We start from the raw sequence: 20,797 nt of genomic DNA, 5'->3' as shown, positions 1-20,797 counted from the left end.
CGAACCGTACGTGTGAGAACGCGCTATCGCAACAGGCACTTCAGGCAGACTTGGGGAATCGCCGCGCGATCGCGGAGCTGGCGGACGTCGATCTGCTCGGCGATCAGCGGCCCGGCAATCTGAGCGTAATCATATTCGTTAAAGGTGTTGACGATCGCGGTCACCGCAAACCCGCGGCGGCGGAGCGTGCCGAGGGCGATCGCCGTCGCGGGCGTGACGTGCGAGAGGATCGCGATCACCGTCGCGCTACGCGGCAGGCGGCTCGTCACTTCGAACACCAGCTGCGAAAACGTGAGGCCGTCGGTTTTCTCTACTCGCGCGAGTGTGCGGAGGATCTGCTGCAGCTGCGTGTTGCTGCGGCCGGTGGGGACGACGACGGGGCGGAGCCGTTCGCTGCGATCGCGCATGCCGGCGGCTTGGGCGAGTTTGCGGCTGCGGAGTTGGTCGTGGCTCCAGCCTTCGGTCCGAATACGATCTGCCGCATCGCGGCCGTTCGTGGCGAGGCCGACTTGCTGACCCATTTCGCACACGGCGCCGGCAATCGACGCCGCGGCAGTAACGGCAAGTTCCGAGCGGACCGGCTCGTGCTTCGGGTCGTACGATTGTTCGTGGAAGTCGAGCAAGATCGTCACGCCGGCCACGGTCGACGGTTCGTAAATCTTGCTGTGGAGCGTTGCCGTGCGGGCCGTGGCGCCCCAGTGGATGCGGTTGAGCGGATCGCCCGCTTGGTAACCGCGGACGCCGGCGATGCGGGTCGGATCTTCGAACAGCCGGTGCGTCATCCGCACTTCGCCGAGCGGCCGCCGCGAGGCGACGTCGAAGCCGGCGAGCGGAATCACTTCCGGTAGCGCCAGCAGAAAGTGAGGAGCGGTGAGCACGCGGTAGCGGCGGTAGAGCCCGAAGACGTCGCCCGTTTCCGCCACGAGCGGGCCGATTTGGTAGTAGCCGCGGCGATTGCATTTTAGTTGGTAGAGCAAGGTCTTCCGGCCGCGTCCCTGGAAGGAAACGAGTTGCAGCCGTCGGCCGTTGATCTGCAAATTTGGCGTATCAAACATGAGCGCCCGCCGCGGCAGCAGATCCTCGAGCAGCAGCCACGGCACGGGGAACCAGCTGTTATTTTCTAGCACGGTGACGATCGCAATCGTCTCGCCGATCTTCACTTGGTCGCGACTCATCTCGCGGGTGGCGGAGAGTTCGCGCGACCAGAGGTTGGCGAGCACTCGGCTCAGTGCGATGACGCCGATGAGGGCGTACATCGCGTACGCGAGTAGCCCCAGGCCGAGCAGCGCGGCAACGACCAGCAGCATCGCAGCGCCGACGAGCCATCGCATGAGGAGATTCTCGGGGAGTTAACGCGGGCAGTCGACTAGCGGGCCGCCGGTTCGAGCACGGGGGCCTTCGTCTGGTCGAGGACGTCGGTCAAGATTTCGGCGACCGTCACGTTTTGCAGCCGGCTTTCGGGCTGCAAGATAATGCGGTGCCCCAACACGGCCGGCACGATCTGCTTCACATCGTCGGGTTCGACGAAGTTTCGGCCGCGGATTGCCGCGACCGCCTGCGAACTGCGGTAGAGAGCAATCGACGCCCGCGGACTGCCGCCGAGCCGCACGTCGTGATGGCCGCGCGTGGCGTGGACGATTTCGGTGATGTAGCGGCGAATCTTCGGATCGACGTGCACCGTTCGCACGGCCCGCTGACACGCGACGAGTTGTTCGGCAGTAATGACGGGCTGCAGCTTGTCGAGCGGATGCTCACGCTTGAGCATCTCGAGCATTTGGGATTCCTCGTCGAGCGACGGGTAGCCGAGCGAGAGCTTGATGAGGAACCGATCGAGCTGCGCTTCGGGTAGCGGGAAGGTTCCTTCGTGGTCGACCGGGTTTTGCGTTGCGATCAGCAGGAACGGCGGCTTCAGGCGGTGCGTTTGGCCGTCGATCGTGACGGAACTCTCGGCCATCGCTTCGAGGAGCGCCGCCTGTGTCCGCGGCGTTGCGCGATTGATCTCGTCGGCCAGCACCACTTGCGCGAAGATCGGGCCGGCGCGGAACTCGAACTCGCCCAGCTTCTGATTAAAAATCGAGCCGCCGGTGACGTCGGTCGGCAGCAGGTCGGGCGTGCATTGGATCCGCTTGAACTCGCAGCCGACGCTGCGGGCGAACGCGCGGGCGAGGATCGTCTTCGCCACGCCGGGGACGTCTTCGAGCAGGACGTGTCCTTCGCAGAACCACGCAACCAGGGCTTGGACGATTTGTTGCCGTTTGCCGACGACGACCTGCTCGACGTTGGCGATGATCCGCCGGCTGACGGCCGTGACGTCGAGCGAGCGAGGTTTCTCTGCGGGATTCTCAGCCACCGTTGCGGTTCCGTAAGAGATGCAAAATGGTCTCGCGGCGACCCTTGTAGCTTAACTGCCGCGGGGTCGGCGAGATACACTGGAGAGGTCCGGGCGGCCGATCCGCCCTGGGGTCGCCTGGTTCGTGGGAGTTGCCGATGTTCGTTCGTTTGCTGTCTGTTGTTTGTTTGTCGCTGGCCGCTTGTTTGTCGGCAGCCTGCCCGCTCCACGCCGCCGAACCGCTGAGCGCGGCGGAGTTGCAAAAGCGGCTTGATGAAGTGCTCGACTCCCACCCGACCGCGAAGCGGACGACGGTGACGCTCAAGGTGATCGACCTCGAGACGGGGGAAACGATCTACGACCGTGGCGGTGATCGGTTCCAAGTGCCGGCGTCGAATCTCAAGATTTACACCTCCGCGTGCGCGCTCGATTTGTTCGGTCCGGAACACCGGTTCAAGACGATCGTCCGCACCGACGGCGACGTCGTCGACGGCGTGCTGCATGGCAACCTGCTGCTGATCGGCGGCGGCGATGCGATGCTCACGAGCAAAGACCTCCGCAAGCTTGCCAAGCGGGTCGTGGAGGAACTGGGGATCAAAAAGATCGTCGGCAAAGTGGTCGTCGATAATTCTCGCTACGCTCCGCGGTTAAAAGGCCCGGGGTGGATGTGGGACGACGAGCCGGCGTACTACAACATGTCGGTGACGCCGTTGATGGTCGACTTCAACGTCCTCACCGTGAAGCTGATGCCCGACAGCGAAGGGTTTGTCTACGCAAAACTCGATCCGCCGTCGGTTTCGCCGGAATTGTTTAGCGTCGACGAGCAGACGGCGTACGGCGACGCCCTAGCGACGCGGCGGCCGTATACGGAGGCGATCGAGTACCGCGGCGATCGGAAGCTTGCGGAGTCGCAGTCGGTGCAGATGACGATGCACGACCCGGGGCCGTGGGCGGCGGGGATGTTTACGCAGATGTTGGCCGACGAGGGGGTGGCCTTCGCGCCCCCCGCGAAGGGCGCTGCTCCCCCGGCGCGAGCGGGCGTCGAGCCGCGAGAATTGGTCCACGAGGGGCCGACGCTTGCCGAGACGCTCAAGCATTTCAATCATGTGAGCGAGAACGCCGTCGGCGAGGTGCTGCTTCATGAGATCGCGATCGCGAAGGGGGCGAAGCGGCCTGATTGGCCGCAAGGCGCCAAGGCGATTAGCGATTGGCTCGTTGAGACCGCGAAGCTCGAACCGGGCTCGTTCCGGATCGTCGACGGCTCGGGGCTCTCGCGTTACGACCTCATCACCGCCGATTCAGCGCTGCGGCTGCTGAAGTACCTCAACGCGAGCGAGGACTTCGAGCCGTTCTTCCAATCGCTGCCAACGTCGGAGGTGAAGCTGACGGACGCCGACCTTGAGGGAGCGAGTGATCAGTCGGACGCCCCGCGCGTTTCGGCGAAGGGAGGGAGCATGTCGAGCGTCTCGACGATGTCGGGCTACTTGCGGACGCTCGATGGGCGGCGGCTTGGCTTCTCGCTGCTGGCCAATGGGTTTATTGGCAACAACCAGCCGGTGTTTGACCTGCGGCAGCAGGTTTGGCGAGAGTTGGTGAAGTACCAACCGTAGCGGTTGGCGGCGTGACAAGTGCGCTTATCGGCCCCAGGAAAATTGAACCATGAGGTCCCCTCCCCTTGAGGGGGAGGGTTAGGGAGGGGTGATTGAAGCGGGTACCAACGTTCCACCCCCTCCCCAGCCCTCCCCTCAAGGGGGAGGGAGCCACAACATTTAGTTGGGGGCGACGCTGCTTTCTAGCTGCGCTTGAGGCGGCGGTGGAGCGGGGCCAGTGCGATCGCCGCGATGGCGAGGATCGCGGCGGCCGAGGGTTCGGGAACTGCCGCGGCGGTGGGAATGTTGGCGCCGACGAAATCTTCCCACGACCGGCCGAGGTTCTGCTGCCAGACGAGGAAGTCTTGCCCGTCGGAGTCGTTGTCTCCATCGGCGTCGGCCCCGGCGGTGGCGCCGAAGGCGGTCTTCCAAACGGCGAGATCGGCGCTATCGACTTCGCCGTCGTTGTTGAAGTCGCCCGGCAAGTCCTCGAACGGATCGCTGAAGAGTTCGTTGTTGAGGAACGATTGGTCGGTGAGCGTCTTCAGGAAAGCGACGAGGGCCGCTTGCTCGGTGGCGTCGAAGTTGGGACGGTACGGCTGGCCCGTGGCGAGGAAGTTGTCGCGCAGGCGGAGGTCGAGGAACGGATTGTCTTGAATGCCGCTGCTATAGAATGCGACCACTTGCTCGAGCGATGTGAAACGGCCGTCGTGCGTGTAGCCGGCACGGACTTCGACGTTGCGGAGCGATGGCGTTTTGAATTGGCCGATTGACGTCGACGCTACGCCGAGATCGGCGGAACTGTCCGCATCAAGGCCGATGTTTCGCGGCGCATCGCCGACTTGCGCGGCAGTCACGTGACAAGAACTGCAGCGGCCCTCGCCGTGGAACAGTTGGGCGCCGAGTTGCTCTTGCGCAGTATAGCCGGCGGCGGCGTAGTTCGGGTTGCTGAGCGATCCCAATTTGACTGCTTGATCGAACTTCGACTGGTATGAAACCATTGAGCGGACGAACTGCGACAAGGCCTTCGAGATTTTGTCCGACGTGACCTCCGGGGAACCGAAGGCGTTCTGGAAGAGCGAAGGGTAGAACTTCGTGGCGGACAACTCAGCCGTGAGTTGCGTGAGGTTCGTCCCCATTTCGACGGGGTCTTGAATCGGCATCAGCACTTGCTGTTCGAGCGTCGCGGCCCGCTGGTCCCAGAAGAAACTCTTTGGGCCATAATAGGCTGCGTTGCTGAGGCCCATTGAATGGCGGCGCGTATGGCCACCCTCGAATCCCGTGCTCTTTGGACTGGGGTCAGAAAAGTCGTTGGCTTGTCGGTGGCAGGAAGAACAGCTCAGGCCGTCATTGTGGGAAAGCCGTTCGTCGTAAAACAACACGCGGCCTAGCGTGGCGCCAGCGTTCGAAATGTCATTTATCAGAGCGTTTGTGACAGGATCTCTCGGCGTGTTGTTCATGCTCGCGATCGCACCCGCCTTGAAGTATTGCGGCAGGTCGTCGACGGCGTACTTGCGGTAGTTCGCCGTCGTCGCCGGGAGGGCGGGGACGCCGGGCGAATCGGCGCGGAGGGAGGCGGCAACTCCGTTGAGAACGGTCAGTGCCAAGAGCGCAGGCAGCAGCGGGACGCGACGTTGGGACATAGCGGTTCCAGCGGACAACGCGGGAGCGTGCACGCGAGGCGCACGAAGACCCTGGGGAGAAGCTCTCTGTTCTGTTCCGGGCGTTGCGCCCTGGCCAGGCGAGAGACCGGCAAGCGGGGGCGGCGCAACATGTCCATATTACTGGTAGCAGCGGCTGGGTCAACATGAATGAATTGGTTGGAAATAACCTTCGTCGAGACTGAGAAATCTCGGGCATAATGGCCCGTAGTCCGGCGAGTTGAGGAGCCGATTCAGGGCGATTCGCGTCGCGAGTATGCGGCGTTTCTCTCACTTCTGCGCAGGGGGCTCGCGGATTCTGGTCGGGGACGGCTGCCGCGGGATATCGCGGGCTCGCCGTGGCCGGTTCTCAGGTCGTTGGGCGCCGATGCTGGTTGCTAGCGCTGTTCGCGACGCGATTCCCCTTAACGGCTGCAACTGCAGGGCATTCCCGCTGCAGCGAACCAAGTGGCACGTCGATTGCGTTCAGCGATCGGCAACCTAGCTCGCTTCGTTCAGCCTTGGCGCCATGCGACCGGCACAGCGGCAGCGAGCCCTCTGAAAAAGCCTACCGCGGCGAACGCGGCGGCGTTTGTCTTCTTTGTTGCGCGGCGAACTGGAAAGCCGGAAGCGCGCTCTGTTTCCGGCGGATGTTTGCATGACGCACTTCTTCGCGCAGTCGACGAGCGGGGGCCTGTCGACTGCGCGATCTTTCTCAGCCTCGTCCGAGCGCTGTTGTGGCATCGCTTGTTAGGTGCGTTTTTAGCCGAGTGAAGCTGCGGCTCGTCGGCACGCTGCGCGCGGGGGCGGCTGCGCTTCCGGCAACGAATCATCAAGTATCAAACCTTTCTGGGAGATGAAATATGAAACGGAGAATCACGTGGCAGGCGACCGTGTGGGGCGCTATGGGGATTGCGGCGGCGTCGCTCGGCGATCGCCGACAAGCGGCGGGGGCGGACTTTGTGCCGACGAGCGGGACGCAAGCGTGGAACGACGCCAATAATTGGGGCCCCTCGCCGCCGCAGCCGTTTCCGAACGGTCCGGGCGCTACAGCGATTCTGCCGGCGCCGACGGGGCCGCTGACGATCAACCTGGGCCAAGCGATTGAACTTGATTCGCTCACGATCAACAAAGGGGTGCTCGTTACCGACGTCTCGCCGACGACCATCATTGGCTCGGCGACGAACACGCTTACCTTCAGCGGCACGGGGTTGGTGTCCAACAGCAACTCCGCCGAAGGGACGGGGCTGAGCGTCGTTGATGCACCGCTGATCTTCAACTCGCAGCTGACGATCTCGCAGTTCGACAACGATTCGATCCGCTTTGCCCAAGGCTTTTCGGGCGGCGGCAACTTGCTGATTAATCGCGGCACGAGCGGCACGGGGGACGTCATCCTCGAGGGAGCGGGGACGTATGCCGGCGGCACGGTGATCGGCGGCACCGGCGGCGCCAACTACACGACGGTGCGGTTGAACAACGCCAACTCGATCCCCGGCGGCCTCGGCGCCGCTGGCGGCACGAGCAATATTGCCTTGAACGACGCATCGGTGTTGGGCCTGGGCGCCAGCGACTTGAAACGCAGCATCGGCACGGGGCCTGATCAGATTCAGTTCAACAACGTCGGCACGAACGGCTTCGCCGCCTACGGGGCGAACCGCGTGGTCAACTTCGGCGGGGCCTCGGCGCCGATCGTGTGGGGCGATGCAGGAGCGACGTTCGGCGAGTTGACGTTTGGTTCGACGACGGCGACCCACACGGTCGTTTTCGAGAACCCCCTCAACATCGGCGCGGCGAACCGCACCATCCGGACGTACGAAGGTCCGGCGCCGATCGAAGCGCGGATCACGAGCGAGATCAGCTCGAACAGCGCGGCGACGCTCACCAAGATGGGGCCGGGCGCCCTCGCTCTGGCGGCTAAGAACACCTACGCCGGACCGACGATCGTCAACAATGGCGCCCTCGTGCTTGAGCACGCTGAAGCGCTGCCGGCAACGACCAACGTGACGCTGCGGGCTGGCGGGTTGCTTGGGCTCGTGATCGGCGACTATAACGGCACGCTCGGCACGGGGCCTGGCCAGTTGCAATTCACCACCGGCAACGGCGGCTTTGCGGCGTTCAGCGGGAATCATACGGTGACGCTCAATGGAGGCGCCGGCATGGCGTGGGGTTTGAACAGCTTCGCGGCGAACAATTTTGTGCTCTCGGATGACAATGCTGCGGGGACGATCACGTTCACCAATCCGATCGACCTCGGCGCCTCGACCCGCGTGCTGGCGGTTCGCAACGGCACTGCCGATCTCGACGCGCGGCTCACGGGCGTGATCAGCGGTTCTGGCTCGCTCAACAAAACGCAGCCGGGCAACGTCGAGTTCGCGGCTGCGAACACCTACACCGGCGCCACGCTCATTAACAACGGCGTCGTTATCCTTACGAACGCCAACTCGATTCCGGGCGGCGTCACCGGCGGCAACATCGCGAACATTCAGATCTCCGCCAGCGGCGGCACGATCGGGCTGGGGGCGTCGGACTTTACCAGCGGCATCGGCACGGGGCCGGGGCAGATTCAGTTTGGGGCGACCTTCAATGCCGGCTTCGCGGCGTACGGCGGCAATCGCAAGGTGAACATCGGCGGGGCTGCGGCGCCGCTCGTGTGGGGCGACGGGTTTGTCTCGGGCAACCTATTGCTGAGTGCGACCGGATCGGATGGAACGATCGAATTTCAGAACCCGATCGACCTGGCTGGGGCGCCGCGGACGATCAACGGCCGCGATGGCACGCAGGCGGTCGATGCGATCGTGAGCGGCGTCATCAGCGGCACGGGCGCCAGCCTGACGAAGATCGGCAACGGTGCTCTCGCGCTCACTGCGGCGAACACCTACGACGGCGGGACGATCGTCGACCAAGGGCCGCTGCTCGCCAACAACACGACTGGCTCGGCCGTGGGGACCGGCGACGTTTCGGTCATCGACGGCGGCACGCTCGGTGGCACCGGCTTTGTCGGCACGGCTGGCGATGCATCGAATGTCTCGGTCGTCGCGAACGGCCGGATCAACCCCGGGGTGACGATCGGCCAGTTGACTGTTTCGGGCAACGTCGGCTTCGGAACCGGGTCGTTCTTTGACATTGATCTCGACGGCACTGGCTTCGACAAGCTTGCCGTGAATGGCGCTGCTACGCTCGATGGCACGCTGAACGTCGTTGTGCCAACTGGCTTCGTCGCGGCGACGGGGGCGACCTTCCCCATTCTCACCACGACGGGCGGTCTTGCCGGGACGTTCGCCGCGATCACCACGAACGGCGCCAACACTTGGAGCGTTCAGTACGGGGCCAACTCGGCGACGCTCGTCGCGGGAGCGGCGGCGGGTTTTGCGGCGGACTTCGATCTCGACGGCGACGTCGACAGCGCGGACCTCGGTTTGTGGAAAACGAACTATGGTCTGGCTGCCGGTGGAACGAAGTCGACCGGCGACGCGAACGGCGATGGCAAGGTTGACGGCGCCGACTTCCTCGCGTGGCAGCGGCAGTTCGGCAGCGGCGTGACGCCGCCGGCGACGACGGCGACCGCCGCGGTGCCGGAACCGGCGACGTGGGGGCTGCTAGCCGCGGCGGCTGCGGCGTTGCCTTTCATGCGGCGGCCGCTTCGCAAGTAGCTGCTTTGCTAAAAGGCTGATGCGGGCCGTTGGAACGGCCTGCAGTTAACGAGCGCTTGATTGGGGCAAGCGGGCCACGATGCCTTGTAGGCGGGTGGCCCGCTTGTTTTTTGCGCGTGGGTGTGACGAAGCGCGTTGTCGCATTTCTAACCCCGGGCTCCGCCCGGGGGTGCATTACGCGCGACGATGCCTACCGGAATGGTGACCGACCCCCGGGCGGAGCCCGGGGCTAGGAGTTCGTGGGATGTCGTGTCGTGTCGCCTGCGGATGGAAATACGCATTTTAGGCGACACTAGTTAACTCATTTCCTGGCAGTAGCTTAAGTGGCGTGTGCGGCCGTTTTGCAGGCGACAAGGCGACACTAAGAGGCGGCATCAACGCGATTGTCGGGCGACATCTGCTGGGCGTGAAAGCGCCTGGCATCAACTCCGTCGCCGCGGCGATGGGTTGTGAGTTGGGTTGTCAAAGAGCGCAGCGTCAAACGATCGCCGGCGCGGTTCGCGGGCGATTTGACGTATGTTCGGATGTTCAGTATGGCAGAGTGGGCGGCCAAAAGCAACTACCAATATGGGAGATTTGGCGTGCTGGCGTCCGCATTGAGCCCCCGGTTTGAAGAACCGGGGGCTAAATGGCGGCGCGCCGGGAGAGGTGATCGCGGAGGGCGAACCAGAGCATCATCGCGGGGATAATCGCGAGCGGCCAATAGCTGGTGGGCCAGAGTTCTCGGCGGGGGATGTCGGGCCGCAACTGAACGAGCGCGGTCCAGGCGACGAGGCCGACGATGCCGATCGCGGCGAGGAGTAGTTGTATCGCCGTATGAGCGCGGAGGCGGTCGCGGCGGCGCCAAAGGGCCCAGCCGATGGCGTTGAGGATCACGAACCCCGCGAACCAAATCGCGGAGACTTCCGGCGCCGAGAGGAGCATGTAGAGAGCGCCGCCGAGGAGCCAGCCGGCGCCGCCGAGTTGGGCGCCGAGCCAGCCGCCGGCGTTCCACTGAAAGGGGCTGCGGTCGGCGTTGGCGGCGAGGTTCATGGCGCGGCTCGCGGAGCGTGACGTGGGGCTACGTTTGCCGGAATGGTAACCGACCCCCGGGCGGAGCCCGGGGCTAGGGATTCACCTACGGCGGTACGTTATGGCGAAGGTGGCGGCGGCGAGCAGCAGCGCGATTGATTGCGGCTCGCGAACGGCGTTCGGGCCGACTGCGAAGTTCGCGGCGATTTGCTGCGGCGCGAGCCGCGAGTCGTAGATGCGAAATTCGTCGAACTTGCCGTTGAAGAACGGGTCGGTGGGCCAAACCGAACGGCCGAGGCGGAGCTGGGCGCCCGGCATATCGTTAGGTTGGAAGCCGGTGGGAAGTTGCTTCGTACCGATCAAGTTGCCATCAACGTAAACACTGTAGTCGCCAAGGTAGTACGTTGTTTGTATCGGCCGAGAGGGAGACGTTTGCAGGGTGATCGCCACATGCGACAACTTTCCGACGGACAGCGGCCCGGTCCCTTGAATGTTCGTATTGGGTGAGGGAGCGGTGTTACGCCCGGGACTAACGTCGACGCCCATCTCGCGGTTGTTCGAGGAACTCGCCGAATACCTGCAAGTATCTGTCGGGGGCGGCGTAACCAAAATTGAATGGCGAGGCCCAGGGAGTCAATGCAGCCACTTCTACCCACATCTCGATGGTGATTTCGCCAGCCACGCCGCCGAGAAACGCAGCGGAAAAAATGTTCCCCGGCAGTTCGACAAAGGCGCCGTCGGCGTTCTGCGGATAGGGGAGTCCGCGATTCGTCTGCACGTCGAGCTTGCCGCCGGCGAAGGCGTGGTTCACCGTGCCGGGATCGACGATCGTGCCGTGGGCCGTGCCGATCGAGTCGTTGACGTTACCGCTAAAGCTGTAGCGGTGGACGAGGGCGGCGTTGCTTGCGGAGCAGACGCCCGCCAGGAAGAGCATGGAGAGAGCGAAGAATCTGGGCATGGAGCGTCGTCGCTGGGAATTGAAAGTGGATAAGGGGGTTTCCTTATCTTGTCGCAGCGGGCGGTAAACCGCAAGAGATTGTCTGCACTTGCGGTGGCGATTGCAGGCATAAGTTAGCCAATCTCGCCCGACAGGCGCGTTCTAGCCCCGGGCTCTGCCCGGGGGTGGCGTTGCGCGGGGCTACGCATGCTGGTGTAGATACTCACCCCCGGGCGGAGCCCGGGGCTAGGGGAGATGGCCGCACCTGTGTGCTAGTGGATCGCGTAGAGGAGGACGTTGAGGCTAATCCGCGCCGCGTCTTGGCGGGTGTAGCCTTCGCACTGCGGGGCGGCGCCTTCGAGCGAGCAGCTGAGGTCGTGCGGCGAGAAGATGATCACGTGGCGGCCGTCGATCGTCACCGCTTCCAATTGCGGCGGCTCTTCCGATTCGATGCTCGCGACGCCGCCGTTTTCCGCATCGCGCGTTCCGCCGGAGTTGCGACGGCGCGTCACTTTGGCGAGGTCGTAGCCGCCGTACTCGGTGGTGAAGAGCGGATCGTCGGCGGGGATCAGCGCGAGCGGCGATTCGGGGAAGGTTTCTTTCAGTTCGGTGCGCAGCGAGTCGGTAAATTCTTTGCTCGAACAAATCGCGTCGGCGAGAACGGTGCCGCCGCGTTCGACGAACTCGCGCAGGCCTTTGCGTTCGGCGGGCGTCAGCGTGAACGCCGTGCGGCCGTGGAACATGAGGAAGTTGTTGCTGAAGAGCGTCGGCGAGGAGAGCGACACCTCTTGCGGCACGGCGATGATGATGCGGAGATGGTGGTCGGCGAGGTGGAGCAGATTGCGGAGCGCACCAGGGGCGCCTTCGCAGCCGCCGGGGTGGAGGATGTTCGCGATGCGGATGGTGCCGCGGGAATCGTCAGCGTCGTCGCCCCCGTCCGGCGTCGGCACGGCGGGATCTTTGTAGCCGACTTCGCGATTCGTGGCGTACGCGAGAATGTTCAGGCCGAGCGTCTCGGCTTGTTCGACTCGCGCGCGAACGGCTGGCGGGTAGCTGAGCTCGCGATTGCGGCCGAGGAGTTCCCAGCGGCAACCGAGATCGTCGGGGACGTAGACGACCGCGGTGCGGCAACTGACCTCGACGCCGTAGACGGGTGGCGCCGTCGTCGGATCGACGGGGCGTTCCATTCGCCAGATCGGATGGCTTGGCGGGAGCGGGCGGAGTTTCGTGTCGGGGTTGGGGAAGAGTTCGGCGATCAGTTCGCGGACGCCGGCGTCGAAGCCGCCCCCTCGGCACGATTGGTCGAAGAACAAAAATCCGCCGCGGTCGACGTACATGCGGAGCTTTTCTTTTTCCTCGGCGGTGAACTGCGGCGCATCGTGGCCGCTGATGTAGAGGACAGGCGTTTGGAGGAGGTCTTCGACCGTCGCGGGGCCGATGTCGACGACCTGATGAGCGAGCGGCAGCTTCCACTCGCGCTCGACCGAGGCGACGAGGCGGAGGAGCGCGCCGCGATGACGACGCCAATCGCCGACTGGTTCGTGCTTGACGTGTGCGAGCACGAGCGGCCGGCGCCCCTTGGCGAGGAACATCAAATAAAAACTCGTCGGGACGCGGAGATCGTCGAGATGCTCTTCGTCGAGATCGGAGGGCCACGAGCCATCGGGAAGCTGCATGCCGACGATGACTTCGGCGCCTTCGCGGTACCAATCGTGATCGCCGATGAAGCGTTGCGCGGTAATGCGGCCGACGCGTTCGAGGGCGAACATATAATAGGAGTGCCAGTAGTCGACGCCGGGGTTGCGATTGACGGAGAAGTTGCGGCGGAGCCACGACATGCCGAGGTCGACGCTTTTGTTGGGCAGTTGCGGATTGCAGCAGGAGATCGCGTCGCCCTGGACGCGGGCGTCGGAGGGTTCGAGGCGTTCGCTGGCGGCGAGGACCGAAGCGATGCCGGCGGCGGTCATGCTACCGGTGCCGGGATAGTCGGGGCCCCAACCCCATGAGCCGTCGGGATTCTGCTCGCGGCGCCAGTAGTCGAGGGCGAGCCGCCAGGTTTCGTCGGAGGCGGCGACGCCGATGCGTTCGGCTTCGTAGAGGGCGAGCATCGCCATGTGGGTCATCGAGTTGTCGGTATGGTCGGGCGTGCCGAGGGTGGGGATGGCCCACATGCCGGCTTGGGCGCCGTCGCGGATTTGGTGGTCTTCAAGCCACTTGACGTTGCGTTCGATGAGGAGGCGATCGCGCTCGGGCTCGGCGGCGCAAAAGACCATTGTCTGCAACGACGCGGTATAGGTGGCGTCGGGGCGGAAGTTGCGGAGATGTTTTAAGGCTTTAGCGACGGCTTCGTCTTTGGGGTCGCAGCCTGCTTGGATGAGGGCGAGCGTGGCGAGGGGCGTAAGGCCGCCGGCGTAGAGGGCGCGCTCTTCCCAGGCGCCGTCGGGGAGCTGTTGCGATTTGAGATAGCGAACGCCGCGGGCGATCGCTTCGTTGACTTGGGCGGAGGTGATGCCGGTGGCGTCTTGGGCTTTTGCGTTGGGGGCTACCGAGTTAGCAAGTACCGCGAAGATGAGCGGGAGCGTGGCGAGCAGGCGTGGGGAGAGTGGCGTCACTTTGGGGACCTGCTTGTACTGGGAATAAGCGATGCGTTGACCGCGAGTCGCGCGAATCGGCGCGGATGAAGAATTTGGCGTTGAAATTATTCGCGTTGATCCGCGGGCTTCGTTTTTGTTTCAGGTTGACTGCTTGGAAGTGTGGCGAGTGCGTTGAGGGCGAGCGTGGTGGCGACGAGGGGGTCGTCTTCGCGCATTGTGGAGATTGGGTTGGCCCAGGAACCGTCGGCGCGTTGGCGGGCGAGGAGTTCGGCGGCGAGCGCGGGGGCCTGGCGAGCGAAGTCGGCGTCGGGGTACGCGGCCATCGCGTGGGCGAGCGACGCGGCATAGTAGTAGTACAAGCCGTCGGCCATTGCGGTGGAAACTTCGTCGTTCGGAAAACCGGGGACGGCGTCGACGTTCGGGTGGGCGTTGAGCCAGGCGAGCGCGGCGGCGATGTGCGGATTATTGTCGGCGATGCCGCAAGCGCGGAGGGCGAGCAGTCCGTCGGCGGTGGTGGTGCCGTAGGAGCGGGCGACGAACGGGGCGTCGGGCGTTGGCGGATCGTTGGCGCCGGCTTTGTTGAGTTGGTCGAGCGGGTCGCTCAGGAACGCGAAGCCGCCGTCGGCTTGTTGGCGGCGGGCGAGGGATTTTTTGCCGCGCTCGAACGTTTCAGGATGGTCGGCGGCAACGGGTTGGAGCGCTTCGAGCGCGAATCGCGTCGTCGAGACGTTGCTCGTGCGGAAGGAACTCGGGTCGGTCGGATCGCCGCCGACGAGTCCCCAGCCGCCGACGTCGTCGGCCGTGGCGAGCTTGTTGGGGAGCGGCTGCGTTACTTGCGCGGCGACCAGGTACGCCTGCATCTTCCGGATCGCAGCGGCGTGCGGTTCGCGCTGTGCGGCGGGGAGTTTGTTGAGGGCGATCAGCGTGAGGGCGGCAGCGTAGGTGGGGTATTCGTTGGCGCCACTCGCGTCGCGGACGTGGCCGGCGGGAGCGAGGTTTTTGAGGAGGTAGGCGAGTGCAGATTTGAGCGCGGCTTGCGGTGCGACTCCGGGCGCTAGCGCTTCAGGCTGCTCATCACGCGAGAGTTGCGCGAGCGTCGCGGCGGCGAGGGCGGTGGCGCCGGGGCCGGCGTTGAGTTGCGTGTAGCTCGTCGACCGCCAAGCGCCGTCAGGGTGTTGCTGGGCGACGAGCCATTCGAGCCCGCGGTTAGTTGCGGCGTGAATGCGATTCACGTCCAGCGGTTCGGCGGCGCGAGTGAGCGGCGTTACGGACAGAACCGAGGCAACGACCAGAAGGACGATGCCTAGTGCGCAGCGAGCGTGCGACCGATTAATCGAGCGGCAAGTAAGGTGACGGATTGCAGCTCGCATAGCTCCGTAGGAGCGAAATGATGTAGCCAGGGGCGTGAGCCCCTGGAATGGGCGGGCGGTTTGAATGGGAGCCCCGGAGGGGCGACATGGTTCGTTGGAGGTGCGTTCCGTTCAAGCGAGTTGTGTCGCCCCTCCGGGGCTTCGGATCTGCCTCGGTCGTGTACCAGGGGCTTACGCCCCTGGCTACAAGATGTCGCCCCTCCGGGGCTGAACGCCGGTGCAAACGTAGCTGGCGAGTTCAAATCGCAAGTGGCAAATCACAAATTCGAAATCGAGAGGCAGTAGTTCGGCGCCTGCAGCGTCAGCAGCGCGGCGGCGGTGCAGAAGGTGCGATTCGTGATGCAGTGGTGGCCGGTCCAGCTGCCGTCGGGGTTTTGGGTTTTGATGAGGCCCTTGCTCACCAGCGGGTACCAGGTGACTCCTTCGCCATCCGGCGACTGCAGCAGGCACTCGCTCACCAGGAAGAATGCGAGAAACTCTTCGCCGCCGGCTTCTTTGAACGGGCGTTCGTCTTTTTGCGCGGCGAAAATCGTCCGTTCGAGAGATTGCTTGTAGAGGGGATCGTCGCGGTGGCCCATTGAGTAGAGGACGCGGATGGCCGAGGCGTTCTTGTAGAAATCGTGCATCCAGCCTTCGTGGCTGGAGTTTTTGGCGCGGAGCTTTTTCAGCAGCGCTTGGCCGACGAGTTCGGCGGAGGCGTCGACTTTCAGGCCGCAGGAGGCGGAGTTGCGGAGGCTTTCCCAACCGAGCACCGTGCCGAGGACCGGCGCCCAGCTTTCGTCGCCCCAGGTGCCGTCGGCGCCTTGGGTGTCGCTGATGTCTTTCACCAAGCGTTCAAGCGTTTTATGGACTTCGCCGTCGACTTCCCCCGTCTCGCCGATGATCTCGCTGAGGAAGACGGCGGCGAGGAAGCGGTCGGCGTTGAGGCCGATCTTGTGTTGGACGAGCGTTGTGCGGCTGTGGGGGCGTGCGCCTGATGGGAGCGCGTCGGCCATGTTGAGCACCGCGTCGAGGACGCGGCGGAGTTCGGCCGAGTGAGGACCGCCGTACGGGGTGTTGCCTTCGGCGAGGAGCGCGAGGCCGAGCATCGCGGTGCAGCTAAGATCGGGCGGGTAATTGACGTCGGCGCCGATCTTGCCATCTTGCCGCATGGCGCCGAGGAGGAACTTCATCCCCTTGTCGATGGCCTTGCGGCCTTCGGGCTCGATGGCGACCGGCTGGAAGCTGCCGAGGCCGCCGCCGGCAGCGGGGGGCGTTTTCGCGGAGGTCGATTCCGCAGCGGCGGGCTCGGCGGGAGCCGATTCAGCAGCGGCAGGTTCCGGGGCTTGCGCCGCGGCGAAGGGAAGATTGATCGGGGCGCCGGCACAGAGGGCGGCGATCAACAGCGGGAGCAGTGCGTGGCGGCTCGGCATTCTGGCGACTCGCAGCAGTCGAGGAATGAGGCGACTCCATTTCCGTAGCCCTATTGTACGCAAGTCGGGCGGCGGGGAGTCTAGACCACAATTTTTGCGGGCTGGAGCGTGCAGATTACGGGCAATACGCCGCGAGAAGCGTTGCGCGGATCGACTGGGGTGTCGGTTAATGCGGCTTCCGCAGCGCCGCGATAGGTGGGAACTCTATCGCGGCGCTGTCGTGCCGCTAGGCTGGTCTAAACAGGCTTTGGGTTGCGTTCAACGAAGAAGCGTTGATGCCAGTAGGGGTAGGCGACCGGAGTCTCGCTCGCGGCGTCGAGCTTCGCGACTTGCTCGGCCGTGAGATTCCAGCCAACGGCGGCGATGTTCTGGCGGAGTTGTTCTTCGTTGCGGGCGCCGATGATGACGGTCGAGACCGATGGCCGTTGCAGCAGCCAGTTGAGTGCGATTTGCGGAACGGTTTTGCCCGTTTCCTTGGCGACTTCGTCGAGCGCGTCGACGACCTTGTACACCTGCTCCATCGGCACCGGCGGGCCGGCGTCGTTGGCGGCTTGGCTTTGCAGGCGACTCTGTTCCGGCAGCGGTTGGCCGCGGCGGATCTTGCCGGTGAGCCGGCCCCAACCGAGCGGGCTCCAGACGACGGCGCCGACGCCTTGGTCGATGCCGAGCGGCATCAGTTCCCATTCGTAGTCGCGGCCGACGAGCGAGTAGTACGCCTGATGGGCGACGTACCGCGTCCAGCCGTAGCGATCGCTCGCGGCTAGCGACTTCATCAGGTGCCAGCCGGAGAAGTTCGAGCAGCCGATGTAGCGGATCTTGCCGGCGCGAACGAGGTCGTCGAGCGTGTAGAGAACTTCTTCGACCGGCGTCTTGGCGTCGAAGCCGTGGAGCTGGAAGAGGTCGATGTAATCGGTGCCGAGTCGTTTGAGGCAGCCTTCGACCGACTTGATGAGATGAAACCGCGACGAGCCGACGTCGTTGGCGGCTTCGCCGCTGCGGAAGGTCGCCTTCGTGGAGATGAGGACCTTGTCGCGGCGGCCTTGGATCGCGGCGCCGAGGATTTCTTCGGCCATGCCTTTGGAATAAATGTCGGCCGAGTCGAACATGTTGAGGCCCGCGTCGAGGCAGACGTCGATCAGGCGGGTCGCTTCTTTGACGTCGGTCTCGCCCCAGGCTTTGAACATCTCGGTGCCGCCGCCGAAGGTGCCGGTGCCGAGCGTGAGGACGGGGACGTTGAAGCCGGAGTGGCCGAGACGGCGAAATTCCATGGCGGGGAGCTCCAGAGGCGGGGAGTGAATGGGCGGGAATCTATTTTTGCGGCTGCGAGGCAGAAGGGCCAGCGGGGGTCAACCGCAGCCGCTGCAGTAGCCGCCGGTCAACGACCGGCCGGAGCGAATACAAATGGGGAATGCTGAATGGGGAATGGGGGAAGGCGGCTGTGAGCGTTTGAACGCTCTGTCCTGCCACATTCCGCATTCCCCATTCGACATTCTTTCTATCACCGCTCCGGCGGGTCGTTGACCCGCGGCTGCCGGGGAATCGTTACAGGCCGCAGGATCTGGCAGCTTGCGACGGCTATTCGTGAGCTACGGTTTCGTAACGCTCTACGGGGCGGCTTTTCAGTGACTTATCAACGGGCCGAATCGGCCCACTGTGGTTCCACTCACTCTTTTGATTTGCCGCATCGTCGGCGCAGGGGGAAATCATGCTCAGACGCGTTCCTCGATATATCTTGGCCGCCTCTTTTATGGGGACGACAGTATTTGCCGCGACGGTGCACGCTCGCGGAGGCGGGCACGGCGGAGGCCATGCCGGCGGACACCATGGGGGCGAGCATCACGCCGAGCACCATGAAGAACACCACAGCGAACATCACAGCAGCGAGCACCACTCGGGCGAACATCACGCCGATCATCATGCCGAGCATCATTCGGACCATCATGCGGAGCATCACGATGCTCACCACGCTGAACACCGCGATGATCATCATGGTTGGCATCACGACGCTCAAGGCTGGGTGAACGGTCGTCACGGCGTCGATCGGCCGTTCACGAACGAGTGGTACGCGGGCCATGCAGGAGCTTGGCGCAACAACTATCTAGCTGGCGGCTTGTGGGGCTGGGCCGGTCTCGACACGGTGAACTCGTGGCTCGGCTGGAACACCTACGACATCAACAACACCGCAGCGCCCGAATCGAATCAATCGATCGTCACGAGCGTCGGCGAGTCGCCCGTCTTGTCGGCGAACTATGCCGAACCGCCGGCGAATGGCGAGAACGCTCCTGCCGGCGATTGGTTGCCGCTCGGCGTGTTCGCGCTCGAAGCGCCGAACGAAGGGGGAGAGCAACTCGTGCAGCTGGCGCTGCGTCGCGACGGCACGCTTGAAGGGGTTGCCTACGCGAAGGCTACTGACGAGAGCTCGAATCTGACCGGCGAAGTCGATCGCGAGACGAACACCGCGTATTGGAAGGTTGACGCGAATCAGAAGGTGGCGTTTGCCGCGCCGCTGAAGACGCTCACCAGCGGCGAAGGGCCGGTGGACGTGACGCTCGCCGATGGCGAGAAGCAGACTTGGACTTCGGCTCGGTTGAAGCAGCCGGCGGAGTAGGCCGCACAGCAGCCTCGGGCTCCAGAGAATTGAACTCTGAGGTTCCCTCCCCTGGAGGGGGAGGGTTAGGGAGGGGTGACGGCAGCGGGTACCAGGGTTCCACCCCCTCCCCCCGCCCGGTGCTACGCACGGACTACCGCCTGCGCTCGATCGCCACTGGCGACCGTGCTCGTTGCTCCCTCAAGGGGGAGGGAGCCAGAACATTCAAAAAAATGAATTTCGCTTTTAAACTTTTCTTGGGGTGAATACAGATGTCGAAGAAATCAATCGGAATGACGCTCGCCATGGCTTGCTTGGCGGTGGTCGTTGTTGTCGCGAAGGCCGAAGCTCGCGGCGGGGGCGGCGGTCGCGGCGGCATGGGCGGTCGGGCGTTTGCCGGGGGCGGCGGTGAGTTCCGCGGCGATGCGGGCCGAGGGCTCGGCGATGCCGGCGGGTTGGATCGCGGCGATCTTGGCCGTGGTTTGGGCGACGGCCTTGCTGGCGGCGACCGGCTTAACGGCGGGCTCGACGCGGGTCGCGATGCGTTGGGTCGCGATGGCGCGCTCGATGGCGAAGGAACTCGCCCGCTGGCTGATGGCGCCCAAGGGGAACGGCAACTTCAACAGTTTCTGGGATTGCCGGGCGAGGGAGCGCGCGGCGCTGGTGATCGCTTGGCTGGAGAAGGCTTAGCGGGCGAACGCTTAGCGGGAGATCGGGGCGCCCTCGACGGCGACCGCCGCGGCGAGGCGTCGGAGCGGGCCAACGAGCTGCGCGACAACGCGCAGGGTTGGGTGAACCGTTTCAACAGCGGCGACGAGCCGTTCACGCACGACTGGTACGCCAACCACCCGAACGCGTGGCGGTACGAACATCCGAACGCCGACGCGTGGGCGGCGGCCAGCTTTGCCGCGACGACGGCGTGGATTGGCGCCGCGGCGTACGACGACGGCGGCGTCAACACGACGACCTACATCGACAACGGCTCGGCCGACGACGATGCGACGGCCGAAAGCGTTGAACCGCAGTCGGCGGTCGCGGCGAACGTCTCGACCGACGACGCCTCGGCGGCCGACGGCGATTGGTTGTCGCTGGGCGTCTACGCCCTCGAACCGCCGGCTGGCGGCGAGAAGGAACTGATGCAGCTGAGCGTGAGCCGGGCTGGCGAGATCAAAGGCGTGTACTACAACGCCGACGACGATCTGTCGGAGAACGTCACCGGGACGATCGATCGGACGACGCAGATTGCGACCTGGAACGTAGTTTCGACGCCGGAGTTGCAGTTCTCGGCGTCGCTCAAGACGTTGACGTCGCTGAGCGGCGAGGTGAGCGTCGCCACGCCGAACGGCGGGGAGCAGACTTGGTACACGGCGCGGTTGCAGGAACCGCAAGCGGCGGCGGCGACGCCTTCGTCGTCGGAAGAGGTGATTGGCACGCCGTAAGCGTGCGAGCGGTTGAGTGAATCAACGAAAACGGGGCCAGCCGAGAGGCTGGCCCCGTTTGTTTTTGCGCTGATAGATATATTTCAGAGCAACCCAGTGTGCGTGTTTTCAGCTCCGAAGGAGCGGCATGTTGTAGCCAGGGGCGTGACGCGATAATCGCGGAGCCCCGTAAGGGTGGCATAGCTCCCGATACACATAACGATTTCTGTCGCCCCTCCGGGGCTAGGACCATGTACGAG

At 64.4% G+C, this 20,797-nt stretch carries 15 protein-coding genes; 4 read left to right on the top strand and 11 right to left on the bottom strand.

Going from position 1 to position 20,797, the window contains the following annotated elements; genetic code table 11:
* Positions 1-23 precede the first annotated feature (23 nt).
* Positions 24-1,331: a DUF58 domain-containing protein gene (locus PLANPX_RS15405; protein WP_152099588.1), complete on the bottom strand. Its 1,308-nt coding sequence runs from the start codon at positions 1,329-1,331 to the stop codon at positions 24-26.
* A 35-nt stretch (positions 1,332-1,366) separates the two neighbouring features.
* Positions 1,367-2,350 carry an AAA family ATPase gene (locus PLANPX_RS15400; RefSeq protein ID WP_152099587.1) on the bottom strand — a complete coding sequence of 328 codons (984 nt, stop codon included), beginning with the start codon at positions 2,348-2,350 and terminating at the stop codon, positions 1,367-1,369.
* 137 nt (positions 2,351-2,487) lie between these two features.
* Between PLANPX_RS15400 and dacB the strand changes: the two genes are divergently transcribed.
* On the top strand, positions 2,488-3,939 hold the full coding sequence (dacB, locus tag PLANPX_RS15395) for a D-alanyl-D-alanine carboxypeptidase/D-alanyl-D-alanine-endopeptidase (protein WP_152099586.1): 1,452 nt from the start codon (positions 2,488-2,490) through the stop codon (positions 3,937-3,939).
* A 182-nt stretch (positions 3,940-4,121) separates the two neighbouring features.
* On the opposite strand, the gene PLANPX_RS15390 is transcribed toward dacB, so the two are convergent.
* Positions 4,122-5,561: a cytochrome c peroxidase gene (locus PLANPX_RS15390; protein ID WP_152099585.1), complete on the bottom strand. Its 1,440-nt coding sequence runs from the start codon at positions 5,559-5,561 to the stop codon at positions 4,122-4,124.
* An 860-nt stretch (positions 5,562-6,421) separates the two neighbouring features.
* Between PLANPX_RS15390 and PLANPX_RS15385 the strand changes: the two genes are divergently transcribed.
* Positions 6,422-9,208, top strand: coding sequence for a beta strand repeat-containing protein (locus PLANPX_RS15385; protein WP_152099584.1), 2,787 nt, complete (start codon positions 6,422-6,424; stop codon positions 9,206-9,208).
* A gap of 624 nt (positions 9,209-9,832) precedes the next feature.
* On the opposite strand, the gene PLANPX_RS15380 is transcribed toward PLANPX_RS15385, so the two are convergent.
* From PLANPX_RS15380 to PLANPX_RS15345, 8 genes are all read right to left on the bottom strand, one after another.
* Positions 9,833-10,240: a hypothetical protein gene (locus tag PLANPX_RS15380; RefSeq protein WP_152099583.1), complete on the bottom strand. Its 408-nt coding sequence runs from the start codon at positions 10,238-10,240 to the stop codon at positions 9,833-9,835.
* 81 nt (positions 10,241-10,321) lie between these two features.
* Positions 10,322-10,765: a LamG domain-containing protein gene (locus PLANPX_RS15375; RefSeq protein ID WP_152099582.1), complete on the bottom strand. Its 444-nt coding sequence runs from the start codon at positions 10,763-10,765 to the stop codon at positions 10,322-10,324.
* Positions 10,749-11,177 carry a hypothetical protein gene (locus PLANPX_RS15370; RefSeq protein WP_152099581.1) on the bottom strand — a complete coding sequence of 143 codons (429 nt, stop codon included), beginning with the start codon at positions 11,175-11,177 and terminating at the stop codon, positions 10,749-10,751. The genes PLANPX_RS15375 and PLANPX_RS15370 overlap by 17 nt, the downstream gene beginning before the upstream one ends.
* 251 nt (positions 11,178-11,428) lie before the next feature.
* On the bottom strand, positions 11,429-13,768 hold the full coding sequence (locus PLANPX_RS15365; protein WP_152099580.1) for a DUF4159 domain-containing protein: 2,340 nt from the start codon (positions 13,766-13,768) through the stop codon (positions 11,429-11,431).
* A gap of 86 nt (positions 13,769-13,854) precedes the next feature.
* Positions 13,855-14,982: a hypothetical protein gene (locus PLANPX_RS15360; protein WP_152099579.1), complete on the bottom strand. Its 1,128-nt coding sequence runs from the start codon at positions 14,980-14,982 to the stop codon at positions 13,855-13,857.
* Positions 14,983-15,377: 395 nt separating this feature from the next.
* Complete coding sequence (locus PLANPX_RS15355; RefSeq protein WP_152099578.1) at positions 15,378-16,532, bottom strand: hypothetical protein; 1,155 nt, start codon at positions 16,530-16,532, stop codon at positions 15,378-15,380.
* A gap of 236 nt (positions 16,533-16,768) precedes the next feature.
* Positions 16,769-17,800 (bottom strand): aldo/keto reductase, encoded by a 1,032-nt coding sequence (locus PLANPX_RS15350; RefSeq protein ID WP_152099577.1) that lies wholly within the window; start codon positions 17,798-17,800, stop codon positions 16,769-16,771.
* A 395-nt stretch (positions 17,801-18,195) separates the two neighbouring features.
* Positions 18,196-18,522, bottom strand: a complete 327-nt coding sequence (locus PLANPX_RS15345; protein ID WP_152099576.1) for a hypothetical protein — start codon at positions 18,520-18,522, stop codon at positions 18,196-18,198.
* Positions 18,523-18,549: 27 nt separating this feature from the next.
* Here PLANPX_RS15345 and PLANPX_RS15340 point away from each other — a divergent pair, with 27 nt between their 5' ends.
* Positions 18,550-19,140 (top strand): hypothetical protein, encoded by a 591-nt coding sequence (locus PLANPX_RS15340; protein WP_152099575.1) that lies wholly within the window; start codon positions 18,550-18,552, stop codon positions 19,138-19,140.
* Between the two features lie 251 nt (positions 19,141-19,391).
* Complete coding sequence (locus PLANPX_RS15335) at positions 19,392-20,558, top strand: hypothetical protein (RefSeq protein WP_152099574.1); 1,167 nt, start codon at positions 19,392-19,394, stop codon at positions 20,556-20,558.
* The last annotated feature ends 239 nt before the right edge of the window (positions 20,559-20,797 follow it).

Source organism: Lacipirellula parvula, assembly GCF_009177095.1.
GTDB classification, from domain to species: domain Bacteria; phylum Planctomycetota; class Planctomycetia; order Pirellulales; family Lacipirellulaceae; genus Lacipirellula; species Lacipirellula parvula.
This window is presented reverse-complemented; position numbering and strand designations above follow the sequence as displayed.